Consider the following 14,166-nt stretch of genomic DNA (forward strand, 5'->3'; position numbering starts at 1 on the left):
ACCGCGTCTGAACCCAGATTCCAGCTACGAAAAAGCCCAACTCACTCAATAAATATTGAATCATCGGGCTTCTTTTCAGCAAGTGGCAATAAGTGCTTGGTCTTTACTCAATTACCACTTGGCAAATAGAACCAAGCTACCGCTTTACGCCAGTTTAAACTTACCAACTAATGCTTCTAGCTCAGCAACCTTAGCGTTCAAGCCTGATGTATTTTCAGAGCTACGAGTTGCTAGCTGCAGAGATTGCTCAGAGATATCGCTAATCGCGGTAATGTCCGCTGCAATTTCTTTGGTCACAGCCGTCTGTTCTTCTGCCGCAGTTGCAATAGAGTTGACCATGCTTTGTACATTGCCTGCACCACTTACAATCGCTTCTAGCGCAGAAACCGCGCCTGAGCTTTGCTCGACGCCAATCTCAACTAAGCGACAGTTGTCTTGAGTGTAAGTCACCGCTTCTTGAGTGCCCGATTGAATCGATTGAATGATGCCCGAGACTTCTTGTGTCGCTTTGGTTGTTCTTTCTGCTAGCGCTCGCACTTCATCGGCTACCACAGCAAAACCACGACCAAATTCGCCAGCACGTGCCGCTTCAATTGCAGCGTTAAGAGCTAACAGGTTGGTTTGCTCAGCAATGTCTTCGATTACCTTGATAACGCTACCAATCTGCTCACCGTGAGAACCTAGAGTATTCATTTGCAACGACATATCGCTCATTTGAGTCGACACTTGTTGAATACTCGCCACCATCTCAACAATCACGTTGCGGCCATCTTCTGCAGAGGTTTCTGAGCGACGTGCTTCTTCATAAGTTGAAGTACCTTGCTGCGCCACTTCAGAAATGGTCAAGCTTAGCTCTTCAGCAGCCGTTGCAATCAAGTTAGCTTTGTCTGCTTGAGCTGATGCACCAGTAACGATGTCTTGGCTAATAGAAGAGAGCTCTCCTGTCACAGATTGGACTTGGTGAGTCACGGACGAGATTGAACCTAATAGGTCTACTAGCGATTTCTGCATCTGGTTAATCGACTTAGCCAGTTCAGCCAATTCATCACCAGAATCATCAATAATGTCGCCTGCCGTTAGGTCACCATTTGCTACACGTCGTGCTACTTGTTCAACACGAGTCAGGCGGTTGGTAATAGAGCTAGACAATAGATACGCAATCACACAACCAAAGACAATCGCAATAGCAGACAACACCATGATGGTACGTTCGATGGTGGTAAACGTATCGGTTAGTGTCAGTAGTGACTGTTCTGTATCTGCACGCTCACTTGCTGATGCTTGATCCAGTAAGTTCTCAATAGGGATAAGATTGCTCTCATACAAAGATCGTAGCTGTTGAATGTTGGCTAGAAGCGCAGCTTCATCATTGATCTTCGGCACAAGCTTTGATTCAAACTCTTGAGTGAAACGTCCCATCAAATCTTCAATTCGCTGAATACGACGGTGATCTTCCGAACCTCTACTCTCCAAACGCTTCGCCTGCTCGATTGCTTGGGCAAATTCGTTCTTATTGGTTCGATAATCGTTCAGCGCGTTATCAACCTGAATAATCGCACCCAACGCATCTCGGTAGACATCCCCAGCTTCATCTATCAGAACAAGATAGGTAACAGTGCCCGGTACATCGTCCATTCTGATCTCATCAGCACTTTTATGGGCGCCAATAACTTCTATCCACACAATACTGACTAACGTGACAAGCACCGCCAATATTGAGCCAAAACCGGCATACAGTTTCTTTCTCACCGATAATTTCATACAACACCTACCTAAATAAAATACGGCTTAGAAAACCTTTAATATTCAATATATCGGCTAGCGCACGGATAACTTGAGTGAATAGACGACATTTATTTTCCATCAATAATTAAGTTTTGGACATAAAAAAACGGGAGCCAATGGCTCCCGTTTCTTAACTTACTTTAACTCGCGATTCTAGCTTCTAAGAATTATGGTTTCTTAGAACTATAGCTTCTTAGAGATAAGCGCAGAACCAGCAATGATACCAATACCTAGTAGCATGATTGCACCTTTACCGCTGTCGAAGCCAGAAGAGATACCCATGAACGCTACGATAGCGATAGCTACTGGGATGATGTACTTAACTAGTGTGTACCATAGACCGAATAGAGGGAAAGATACTTCACCGTCGTTAGTGATTTCTTTCTCTAGGTCTGCACGGTTTAGTCTCCAACCAGCGAAGATACATACCAACATACCGCCAACTGCTAGGAAGATCTTATCAGTTAGTAGGTCGAAGATATCGAATGCGCCAGTACCGAACAGTGTAGGACCGAAGCCACCAAGTGATAGAGAAGCGAAGATACATAGAATCGCCATTACTACACTTGCAGACAGTACAGCTGTTACACGCTTCATGCCTTTCTCATCGATTAGGTAAGAAACCACAACTTCTAGTAGAGATACTGAAGAAGTCAGTGCCGCAACACTTAGACCAACGAAGAACATTAGAGCGAATAGAAGACCAACTACGCCGCCCATTTCAGCGAATAGCTGAGGAACAACAACGAATACTAGACCAGGACCAGCTGCAGGTTCCATACCGAATGCGAACATTGCAGGGAACATTGCAACACCAGCTAGGATAGCAACACCTGTATCCATTGCCGTAACCATAGCTGTAGTTTGAACTAGGTTCTCTTTCTTCTTAAGGTAAGAACCGTAAGTCAACATACAACCCATACCAAGAGATAGTGAGAAGAATGCTTGACCTAGTGCAGCTAGGATTACACCGCTGTCTACTTTAGAGAAATCAGGGCTGAATAGGAATTCAAGACCTGCCATCGCGCCCGGAAGCATGATGCCTTTGATTGATACCACGATAAGGATAATGAAAAGAAGTGGCATCAGGATCTTACCCGCTTTCTCAATACCACCAGAGATACCCTTCATAACAATAACAATGTTAAGTAGTAGGTATAGGCCCATCCACATAAGTGGTTGAACTGGGTTTGAGATAAAGCCACCGAAGCTGTCACCGATTGCTTCAGGTGCATCTAGTAGACCACCAGCAATCTTACCGATGTATGCGATAGACCAGCCACCTACTACAGGGTAGAAACCCATGATAAGTAGACCACTGACTACGCCGATAACACCAGCGAACGTCCAACGACGGTCAGTTGATTTAAATGCACCTACTGCTGATTTTTGCGTATGACGGCCAATCGCAAATTCAGTCAGCATTACACTGAAACCGATAAAGATTACAAAAAACAGGTAAATTGCAACGAATGCACCGCCGCCACTTTCGCCTGCTGTGTAAGGGAATTTCCAAATGTTACCTAGACCAACAGCAGAACCTGCTGCAGCCATTACGAATCCTAACTTCGAACCCCAGGTATCGCGGGGTGTTGTGGTTGTATTACTAGTAGCCACGTGTACTCCAAACTTTTGTGTTATGTGATGTTGTGTTTTGCTTTGGGTGGCGTCTTTAAAAGATAAGGCGTATAAAAAAATTTACACACCTAAAAGATTTGATTGACGCTCGTTATCTGGCAAGTAAACCAGTTTAAGAATAAAATTGGAAGCCCGAACCGTACATATTTCGTTACCAATGTAAATTTTTATGGTTAAATGCCGCCTTTTCATACAAAACAATCGTTTTCGTCTTAAGTTAACCAAAACTTAACAACTATAACCTGTTTACAGCTTTAGCTCTAATTTGTAAATAGTTGATTCCTTAAATTCCCATATCCGCAAAATAGCATTACTATCTAAGTGTCTCTTTTTTCGAGTATTCAATGTGGAAAAGCTCTACCATTTTTTAACTTTAGCTTCTGTCGCTTTGTACTGGGTACTTGTAGCCGGTGTGACTTTCCGTGTCGTGCTAAAACGACGCTCTGTCAGCGTTTCTCTCGCGTGGTTGATGGTTATCTACATTATCCCAATTGTAGGTGTCGCTTGTTACTTCCTTTTTGGAGAGCTAAACCTAGGTAGAAAGAGGGCTGAGCGCGCTCACCGCATGTTTACTCCGTTTGGCGATTGGTTCCGAAAACTAGATGATTGTCAGCTCCACCTGCCAGGAAAGGTCGGCTCCCCAATCCACAAGATCGATGAACTTTGTAATAATCGAATGGGCATTCCTGCACTCAGCGGAAACACACTTTCACTGCAAGCGTCTCCCAATGAGATCTTACACGCAATTATCGAAGATATAGAAAACGCCCAAACCAGTATTAAGATGGTTTTCTATATTTGGCACCCTGGCGGCTTAACGGATTCGGTTGCTTCCGCACTCATTCGAGCTGCGAAACGTGGCGTGGATGTTAAGGTCTTACTTGATTCTGCAGGTAGCCCGCGCTTTTTCAAAAGCCACTGGCGTTCAATGATGAAAGACGCCGGTGTGCAAGTTGTACAAGCACTAGAGGTTAGCCCTTGGCGTATTTTAATACGCCGCCTAGATCTCAGGCAGCACCGAAAGATCATCGTGATTGATGAAACCATTGCCTATACCGGTTCAATGAACATGGTTGATCCTGCTCACTTCAAACAGAGTTCAGGTGTTGGTCAGTGGATTGACGTAATGGTTCGTGTAACTGGCCCAACCGTAAATGTGCTGTCAGCCATTCATGGTTGGGATTGGGAAGTGGAAACAGGTGAACGCATCCTCCCTGATTTGCCAGAGTGTCCGGTTGAAGAGGTAATGACGCATCACCCTGTTCAGGTAGTACCATCAGGCCCGGGCATGCCGGAATATTTGATCCTACAAGTTCTGACCATTGCGATTAATCAGGCAAACCATTCAGTTCGTATCACAACACCCTACTTCGTACCGAGTGCCGATTTATTAGAAACACTCAAAATGACTGCGCAACGTGGTGTCAACGTAGAATTAATAATCCCACATAACAACGATTCACTGATGGTTAAGTGGGCTTCACGCGCTTTCTATACGGAGTTACTTGAAGCTGGCGTTAAGATTTACGAGTTTTACGGCGGGCTTCTTCACACCAAATCAGTAGTGATTGATGAAGAGTTTTGTTTAATCGGAACGGTCAATATCGACATGCGCAGCTTATGGCTTAACTTCGAAGTGACACTAGCCGTTGACGATGTGCACTTCACTCAGCAGCTATCTGAACTTCAGCAATCTTACATCAAGTCATCGCACCCAGTAGAACTCGAGCAGTGGGAGCAGAGGAATCTGCGTAACCGCTTCTTCGAAAGGTTGTTCTATCTGTTCAATCCACTGCTGTAATCCAATCAATGGGTCCATGCCGACTCATCTCTCACTGCCTATCTGATTTTTAACCTTTCACGATTAACGACGTGAAAGGTTAAAAAGAGAAAGAAAAGCATAAAAACTCCCGCTTCACTCTTGCTTTGAAGGCTATTGGCATGTTTTAAATAGGACATAACCGATTGATAAGGAATTCACAGCATGTCCGAGAACAAAACCACTAAGCTGATCACTGCAGGTCGTGATAAGAAGTGGACCAATGGTGTCGTTAACCCACCAGTACAGCGCGCTTCAACTGTCGTGTTCAACTCAGTAGAAGAAAAGCGCAAAGCTACGATTAATCGCGCTAACAAAACGCTTTTTTACGGACGTCGTGGAACCAACACTCATTTCGCTTTCCAAGATGCCATGGTTGAAGTGGAAGGCGGTGCTGGCTGTGCGCTATACCCTTGTGGTACGGCAGCCATTTCTAATGCCATCCTCTCTTTTGTAGAAACTGGTGACCATATTCTGATGGTCGATACCTGCTACGAACCGACGCGTGATTTCTGCGACACCATCATGAAGAAGATGGGCGTAGAAACGACTTACTACGAACCAACGATTGGTGAAGGCATCCAAGACCTTATTAAGCCAAACACTAAGGTTCTGTTTACCGAGTCTCCGGGTTCAGTCACCATGGAAGTTCAAGACATTCCAACGCTCGCGCGTATTGCTCATGAACATGACATCATCGTTATGTTAGACAACACTTGGGCAGCCGGTGTGAACTTCTCACCGTTTGAATTTGGTGTTGATATCTCTATTCAAGCAGCGACTAAGTACATCGTTGGTCACTCTGATGTGATGCTAGGGACTGCGGTAGCCAATGAAAAATGTTGGGACCAGTTAAGAGAGCAGAGCTACCTGATGGGTCAATGTGTTTCGCCAGATGACGCTTACCTCGGTCTTCGTGGTATTCGTACTCTTGATGTTCGCTTACGCCAACACGCAGAGAGCAGCTTGAAAGTCGCAAAATGGTTAGAAACTCGTCCTGAGGTTGACCATGTTCGTCACCCAGCACTAGAGTCTTGCCCAGGCCATGAGTTCTTTAAACGAGATTTCACTGGCGGCAATGGCTTGTTCTCTTTTGTGCTAAAGAACTCAAATACAAAAGCGACCACAGCGCTACTTGATGGGATGACGCACTTTAGTATGGGTTACTCATGGGGCGGCTTTGAGAGTTTGATTCTAGCGAACGAACCGAACAGCTTTGATAGCCTAAGAACAGTAGCGAACCCTAATTTCGAAGGTACCTTAATTCGAGTTCATATCGGCTTAGAAGACGTTGATGACCTGATTGCAGACCTAGAAGCCGGGTTAGAACGTTATAACGCCCTCGTTTGATTTAAAGCGTTAACAGACTCAGACCAAAAAGGCAGGATATTCCTGCCTTTTTCAGATTAGCGTATTAGACACATAGCTTTAAAAAGCTACTGAACGTTAAAACACGCCCAATTGAATATTTCAGTTCGATGTTCATTGAACATATACAAAGACTGATCCTTCACTGCAATAGCGTAGTCAATCGTCACCCCTTTATACTCACTGTAATCCTGATTAATAACAGGATCATGAAAAGGCGTTGCCGTTCTCACATCAAGAATGCTCATCGACAGGTTTTTTCCATCCAGTCCGTAGTAGCCGGAATAAAGGTTTTCCATCGTACTCTCGTTACCGTCTTGTTCAGTAATCGTCACGAACTCTCTAATGCTAAAAGTATGGTCAGACTGAAAAGTAAGGCTTATGCGCTCGTACAGTGCTTGATATGGTTGGAATGCCTGAGATAAGAAATCCGTTTTGATCGTTTTACAGTGCCATCGAGTGCCTGCTAATTCGTTTTGCTCTAACAAGAAGCTCGAAGCCGCGATTGCACAAAGAATGAGTAAGCCAATTAGTCGCAAAAGTAACTCCTCTTTTCCATGAACTGAGCAAACGAATCAAAAGACGACGCTACATTGAAAATAGAAGCGCTGTAATTCAACGCTTCACCATCCTTCTTTTGAACCAACATGTATAACGTATCATTTTCAGGTTGGTCTACAGACGGATATATACGGACAAAAACATCAACGTTGCAATGACTTGGTATCGCATCCGTTAGCTTTTGAGTGATCGCAGGCAACGAATAGGATTCATTGTGCGCAATATGGAAAAAGTAGTGATTGGTATTATCTGTGTAGCTGTCGCGATATTCGGCTTTATCAATAAAATAAGGCAGGGGCGTATAATAGGTTTGGAAAAGGTTGAACGCCGTAACGACGACACAAATCAATGCGACTAAATAGCCCGCTTTAACAAGGTGCGTATTGCTTTTTGAATTTGAAGGTTCTAATTCAGCTGAGTTCGGTTGTTGGTTGGAGGACGTCTTGAGATCTGAATCAGTGACTGTTGACGCGTTAACATCTGTAGAGATTTCAGTCGTAGCCAACACTTCTTGCTCGACTGGCAAAGGGTTTATTTTAGATACCTTCTCAGTCACTTGAGAAGGCACCGTTTCAGTTTTGCTAGGCTTTATCGACTCATCGATTTCAAGTGAATAGCCCGTTTTACTGACCGTGCGAATCGTCGCACAGCCACAAGTCACTCGTGACAGCGTTTTTCTAATCTTAGATATCACGTTAGTGAGCGCTTGCTCTGAGACAATCACATTGCCCCAGCACCTATCAAATATCAGGCCTCGTTCAACACACTCACCAGCATTTTCAAGTAAGAACAGAAACACCTTACCTTCTATCGGCGCGATAGTTTCTACGTGGCCATCTTCACGCACAAACTGCCTAAGCAAGGGATCATAACGAGCATCACAGATTTGGTAGCTTTGTTGTTTCACTATCGTCTTCTAGGTTTGAATTTGGTCGCATATGATATTGAATAGTTTATAAATGACCAGTAAATTTTCCTATATTAACGCAATTATTTTTCGACGATAAATAACACTTTTATTTGTGCGGACAACCTACGATATGGTCATTAACCATGCCTGTCGCTTGCATGAACGCGTAACAGATTGTTTCCCCTACAAACTTAAAGCCTCTCTTCTTCAAAAACTTACTCATCGCTTTAGATTGCTCGGTAGAAGCGGGAACTTGAGACATCTCGGTCCATTGATTCACGATCACCTCATTATCGACAAATTGCCATAAGGCATTAGAAAGAGAGCCGAACTCTTTCTGTAATTCAAGCGTTGCTCGTGCATTGTTGTATACCGAAGCAATCTTGCCCTTGTGTTTAACCACATCGAAGTTTTCAATGATGTGCGGCACGTTGTCTTCATTCAACTCAGCTAGCTTGTTTAGATCGTAATTATCGAACGCGGCACGATACCCTTCACGCTTTTTCAGGATCGTAATCCAACTCAGGCCCGCCTGAGCGCCTTCTAAAGTAATGAACTCAAACAGAACTTGGTCATCATAAACAGGCACGCCCCACTCTGCGTCGTGGTACTCCCTTTCAAGCTCATGTTTAAGCGCCCATGCACACGTTCTATCTGATGTATTTACGTCCATTTTTGTATTCTCTTTTTATCAATCGGTATATAAAAATAATGCCCCAATTAGGGGCATTATTTCAAAGGTCAGTTAACGTTAAGCCACTTCAATTTTATGGAACAGACGATACAGCACAGGTACTACGATTAGCGTGAGTACAGTCGCAAAGCCTAAACCAAACATGATGGTTACAGCCATTGGCTTGAAGAAGATATCTGGTAGTAGAGGGATCATACCAAGAATGGTAGTGATCGCCGCCATACATACCGGACGAACACGACTCAGTGCCGCATCAACAACCGCTACATACGGATCTTTACCGGATTTCATCTCAATCTCAATTTGATCAAGCAGTACGATACCATTCTTCAGAAGCATCCCAGATAGGCTCAAGAAGCCCAACAGCGCCATAAAGCCGAATGGTGTATTCAAGGCTAACAAGCCTGTCGTCACCCCTATCAACGCCAATGGAACCGTTAACCAAACAATCAGAGGCTCTTTCACCGAGTTAAACAAGAACACAGTGATTAAGAACATGAACAAGTAACCCAGAGGCATGGTTGTGAACAGTGACGCCTGTGCATCTGCTGACGACTCATATTCACCACCCCATTCCAATGAGTAACCCGGCGGCATCTCAATCGCTTCAATCTGTGGTTGTAAGCGTTTCTGTAGAGTTGAGGCTGTCTCTTCACCCAATAGATCAGGATCCGCCATTACCGTCAGCATACGCTTACGGTTCTTACGGATGATCAGTGGATCTTCCCATTCTAGCTCGTAACCTAACGTTACTTGTTGAAGTGGGATGTACTCACTTAATGCCGGGCTCCAGATCTTCATGCCTTCGATGTTACGAATATCGACACGCTCATCTTCAGGTAAACGAGCCACAATCGGCATCAACGTTGTACCATCACGATACACACCAATCGACTTACCAGAGAAAGACATTGCTAGGAAATCATCAACGTCAGATTTGGTAATACCATAACGACGCGCTTGGCTTTCATTGAACTGAGGCTCTAATACCTTCGTTCTTTCACGCCAATCGTGACGAACGTTAAATGCGCCTTCATCTGCACGCATGATGTCCATAACTTGAGCAGCGATTGAACGTAACACTGTTGGATCAGAACCCACAATTCGCGCTTCAATTTTCGCACCGCCACCAGGACCTAATTCAATCTGTTTAAGCTTGTAATCAATCTCAGGGAACTGGCTACCCACATGCTCACGGAAACGTTTCATTAGCCCTTCAAGCACTTCATAGCTCTTCACACGAACCGTTATCTCGCCGTAAGCGCTATAACTTTTCTCAGGAGAGTAAGTCAACATGAAACGTTGCAGGCCTTTACCCGCCGTTGTCGTGATGTGCTCAACTTCGTCTTGTTCTGCTAACCAACCTTCAAGCACTTTAAGCTTGGTATTGGTCGCTCGAATATCGGTACCTTCAGGCATCCAAACATCCACTTGGAACATAGGTGTGGTTGATGACGGGAAGAAGGCTTGCTTAACGAAACCAAAACCGTAAACACTTGCGCCTAAACCAATAATCAGAACAAACATGGTTAACCAAGCACGCTTCATACAGAACTCAAGAAAGTTTTTATAGATAACAAAAACCATCCCGTTGTATGGGTCCTTACCTTCGTTATCTGGGTCGACCTTCTGACCTTTAAAGAACATGTCAGCAAAGAACGGCGTGAGCGATATGGCAGTAAACCAACTCAGCATCAAGGAGATCAGTAGCACCGTGAACAAGGTGCCACAGTATTCGCCTGTTGAGTCTTCCGATAAACCAATTGGAGCAAACGCAGTCACCGCAATAACCGTCGCACCAAGTAGCGGCCATTTGGTTTGGGTTACGATATCTGTGGCGGCCTGCATCCGGGTTCGCCCCTTCTGCGTGCCGATCAATATCCCTTCCACCACCACAATGGCATTATCCACCAACATCCCCAAGGCGATAACCAACGCGCCCAGTGAAATACGTTGTAGGTCGATCTTGAAGTACTGCATGAAAATGAAGGTACCAAAAACGGTCAACAACAATATCAAGCCGATCAACAGTCCCGAGCGTAGTCCCATGAAGAACAGTAACACCACGATTACGATCGCAACCGCCTGCCCTAAACTCACCACAAATCCGCTTACCGACTTGTCTACCTCTTTGGGTTGGTTATAAACCTCGGAGATGTCGATACCGACGGGTTGTTGATATTTTAGCTCGGCCAGTCTTCGGTCAAACGCTTCACCAACCGCTACTACGTTCACGCCTTGCGCAAAAGAGACACCAAGGTTAAGTGCGAGTTTGCCGTTATAGCCAATGATGTTACTTGGCACTTCAACATAACCACGAGTGACGTTCGCCACATCTTTTAGATAGATGAGACCTTGAGCGCCGCCTTCTGTCAGAATCAAATCACCAAGCTGTTCAACATTCTGGAACTCACCCGTTGGATGGATTCGAATGTACTCGTCGCCAATTCTGACCGCGCCAGCACTTGATACAATATTTTGAGTCGATAAAAGGTTAAATACCGTGCTTGGAGACAGACCCAGAGAGCTTATCCGTTTCATCGATATCTCAATGAACACTTGCTCTTGCTGTTGACCGGATACCGAGACCTTACTGACCCCATCGACCAACTCAAGCTCTCGCCTTAGGTAATCAATGTAATCCAGCAGCTCTTTATAGCTATAACCATCACCCGTCACCGCCAGCAAAATACCGTAAACGTCACCGAAGTCATCGATGACTTGAGGGTCATTGACCCCGGGTGGCAGCTCCACCTTAAGATCATTTACTTTTCGGCGAAGTTCATCCCAGATTTGCGGAAGATCGTCCGGGCCATAGTTATTCTTCATCGTCACCGTTACCTGAGACAGGCCACGGCTTGAAATAGAGTTCACTTCGTCGACATAGGTAAGCTGTTGAATCGCTTTCTCTAGTGGGTAAGTAACTTCTTCTTCCACCTGCTGAGGCGTTGCCCCCGGGTATGAAGTCACGACCATTGCATCTTTGATGGTAAAGGCAGGATCTTCTAAACGCCCCAAACCGAAGAATGCAGAAATACCACCAATAAGAAAGATCAGAGATAGCATCCAGCTAATGACTTTGTTACGTATAAAGTAAGAAGCAACACCTGTGATCTGATCATCACCCTGTTGATCGTCATTTTGGGGCTTGTTATTTACTTCACTCATTGTTCATCTCCTGAGACAAAACTTCCACTGTCATCCCATCTCGCAATCGCGATACGCCTGCAACAACGACATGCTGCCCCATTTCCAATCCTTTCATGACCTGCAATGTTTTCTGATTTGCTTTTCCTAATACGACTTGCTGTTTCGAAACGGTATTGTCGTCATTAAGCACCCATACATAAGAGTTTTGACGCGTTAAATCATCACCATCGGCATTAAATACCGCTTCAATTGGAATCAACACACCGGCTTTTAGCTCTAAGCCGATTTCTCGCCCATTTGAAGTCACCTCAACCGCCATACCGTCCAGAATTAAATCATCTTCAGGCATAGGCAAAGCAAGCGTCACCGTAAATGTGCCCGTACTTGGATCCGGTTCTGTTGTGAACTCCTTAATACCTGCCGTGTATTCATTGCCACTTGGCACTCTAACCACAGCCTCAACGTTTGATAGCAGTTGTTCACTCGGTTGGTTGACGTAGATTTGGTCAGGCAGTTGAATAACGACTTCAACATCTTCGACACTGTGGATGTTCACCACTTGTTGGCCAACTTGAATGTTTTCATATTGGTCGACACTGACACGAGAAATGATCCCATCAACAGGTGCACGAAGCATGGTGAACGATAAGCGCAGTTTCGCCAATTCCAACTCGGCATAAGCAATCTGGCGTTGAGCGGCAATTTCATCGAATTGCGACTTAGCCAATAAGCCTTTCTTCACTAGCGGACTCGAACGTCGGTATTGGCTATTGATTACCGTGTAACGCGCTTGAGCATTGTCCACATCCAATTGATAATCGGTTGGGTCAAGCTCAGCAATGATGTCCCCTTTGGAAACACGCTCACCTTCTTTCACATCTAGCTTGAAGATTTCACCGGCCACTCGGAAACTAAGGTGAGCTTTCTCAGCAGCGTTTGCTACCGCAGGGAAATAGAGTTTGTCGCTAAAATCGATGACTGAAATCTCGATAGCTTTAACCAAGGGCGTGTTATTCACTTCTACAGCTTGCTTATCTTCACAAGCCGTCAATAAGGCTAAACACGACAGGCCAGCGGCCACTTTAAGTGTTTTCATGTTATAGCCCCCTTTCCTTGATCCACTCTCGAACTTTAATGCCCGATTCAAGACCATTGACGCCAGAAGTCACAATGCGATCGCCATCGTTCAATCCAGAGACGATATGACGTTTTTCATCGATGACAATGGCAACATTTTCAACAATGCCATCGCTATTCACACGCCACACAGAGACATCATCTCCGTCGGTCATCATTGCCGACGTTGGAATTTTGGTGGCAGCCGCTAACGATGAAACGAGATTTACCGTGCCAGACATACCGGGCAAAATACCCACATCGGTTGGCCTTTCCATTACCATGGTGACCTTGTACGAACCTGTTTTCGGGTCGGCTTCGGTATCCACTTCTTGGAAGGTTAAAACGTAAGAGTTTTCAGGAAACGCATCAAAAACCATGGTTGCATCTGTCTCGAACCCTGATGAAAAGCGCGTAATAAGTTGGTCGGGTAATAAGAAGACGACTTTAAGAATCTGATTGGTTTGAATATTCATCACGCCTTGTTTAGCAGCAATGTATTCATGATTTTCAGCCGGAATAATGGAAATCGTTCCATCGTAAGGCGCAACAAGAGTGGTATAGCGAAGGTTTGCTTTGGCTTGATTAAGCATCGCTTTAGCAGAATTGTGATTGGCTTTCGCTTGGTCGAAATCTTGCTCTGATACGACTCGGTCTTTACGTAGCTTAATCGAACGTTGGTATTGAACGTCAGCAAGCTTAAAATTGGCTCTTGCTTGCTTCTCTAACAGCTGATATTCGTCGGGATTGAGCGTTGCCAGCCCTTCACCTTTACTGACCTTTTGACCAGATGTGACATCGATAGTCTGAAGTAGCCCTGGAACACGAAATGCGAGCACTGCTTTGTCACCTGCTTCAGTGGTGGCAGGAAAGCTACGTTCAAAGGCATTATTACCGACGGAGACAGTGAAGAGTTTGGCGGGTCTAGAATCAGGTTCAGGTACGGGAGGAAGCTCCTTACCACACCCAGACAACCCAGCTAAGGCTGTCAACAGGACAACGGAGGCTCTATACATTGGTGATCATCCATATCTATAAATATTTTTATAACATAGATTAATCACATGTAACTTACCAGTTATCGTAAGATTTATTTAGACAAAATTATTAAAAAAAATAACGGCT

At 44.8% G+C, this 14,166-nt stretch carries 10 protein-coding genes; 2 read left to right on the forward strand and 8 right to left on the reverse strand.

Going from position 1 to position 14,166, the window contains the following annotated elements; translation table 11 throughout:
- Positions 1-144 precede the first annotated feature (144 nt).
- On the reverse strand, positions 145-1,761 hold the full coding sequence (locus AB6E85_RS22940; protein WP_019824264.1) for a methyl-accepting chemotaxis protein: 1,617 nt from the start codon (positions 1,759-1,761) through the stop codon (positions 145-147).
- A gap of 207 nt (positions 1,762-1,968) precedes the next feature.
- Positions 1,969-3,402, reverse strand: a complete 1,434-nt coding sequence (locus AB6E85_RS22945; protein WP_082151314.1) for a sodium-dependent transporter — start codon at positions 3,400-3,402, stop codon at positions 1,969-1,971.
- A 367-nt stretch (positions 3,403-3,769) separates the two neighbouring features.
- On the opposite strand from AB6E85_RS22945, the gene cls reads away from it, so the two are divergent.
- Complete coding sequence (gene cls, locus AB6E85_RS22950) at positions 3,770-5,224, forward strand: cardiolipin synthase (protein ID WP_048609417.1); 1,455 nt, start codon at positions 3,770-3,772, stop codon at positions 5,222-5,224.
- 183 nt (positions 5,225-5,407) lie between these two features.
- Positions 5,408-6,592, forward strand: a complete 1,185-nt coding sequence (locus tag AB6E85_RS22955; RefSeq protein WP_048614468.1) for a cystathionine beta-lyase — start codon at positions 5,408-5,410, stop codon at positions 6,590-6,592.
- An 86-nt stretch (positions 6,593-6,678) separates the two neighbouring features.
- Here AB6E85_RS22955 and AB6E85_RS22960 read toward each other — a convergent pair whose 3' ends face one another.
- From AB6E85_RS22960 to AB6E85_RS22985, 6 genes are all read right to left on the reverse strand, one after another.
- Positions 6,679-7,149, reverse strand: a complete 471-nt coding sequence (locus AB6E85_RS22960; protein WP_372144359.1) for a hypothetical protein — start codon at positions 7,147-7,149, stop codon at positions 6,679-6,681.
- Positions 7,140-8,078 carry a transcriptional regulator gene (locus tag AB6E85_RS22965; RefSeq protein WP_372144360.1) on the reverse strand — a complete coding sequence of 313 codons (939 nt, stop codon included), beginning with the start codon at positions 8,076-8,078 and terminating at the stop codon, positions 7,140-7,142. The genes AB6E85_RS22960 and AB6E85_RS22965 overlap by 10 nt, the downstream gene beginning before the upstream one ends.
- Positions 8,079-8,187: 109 nt before the next feature.
- Complete coding sequence (locus tag AB6E85_RS22970; protein WP_048609413.1) at positions 8,188-8,754, reverse strand: DNA-3-methyladenine glycosylase I; 567 nt, start codon at positions 8,752-8,754, stop codon at positions 8,188-8,190.
- A 78-nt stretch (positions 8,755-8,832) separates the two neighbouring features.
- Positions 8,833-11,943 carry an efflux RND transporter permease subunit gene (locus AB6E85_RS22975; RefSeq protein WP_372144361.1) on the reverse strand — a complete coding sequence of 1,037 codons (3,111 nt, stop codon included), beginning with the start codon at positions 11,941-11,943 and terminating at the stop codon, positions 8,833-8,835.
- The gene (locus AB6E85_RS22980; protein ID WP_048609411.1) at positions 11,936-13,021 is read right to left on the reverse strand and encodes an efflux RND transporter periplasmic adaptor subunit; all 1,086 of its coding nucleotides are present in this window, start codon (positions 13,019-13,021) and stop codon (positions 11,936-11,938) included. Before AB6E85_RS22980 ends, AB6E85_RS22975 begins: the two co-directional genes overlap by 8 nt.
- 1 nt (position 13,022) lies before the next feature.
- The gene (locus tag AB6E85_RS22985) at positions 13,023-14,057 is read right to left on the reverse strand and encodes an efflux RND transporter periplasmic adaptor subunit (RefSeq protein ID WP_372144362.1); all 1,035 of its coding nucleotides are present in this window, start codon (positions 14,055-14,057) and stop codon (positions 13,023-13,025) included.
- Positions 14,058-14,166 lie beyond the last annotated feature (109 nt).

The organism is Vibrio sp. 10N.247.311.51, from assembly GCF_041467855.1.
Classification (GTDB): domain Bacteria; phylum Pseudomonadota; class Gammaproteobacteria; order Enterobacterales; family Vibrionaceae; genus Vibrio; species Vibrio coralliirubri.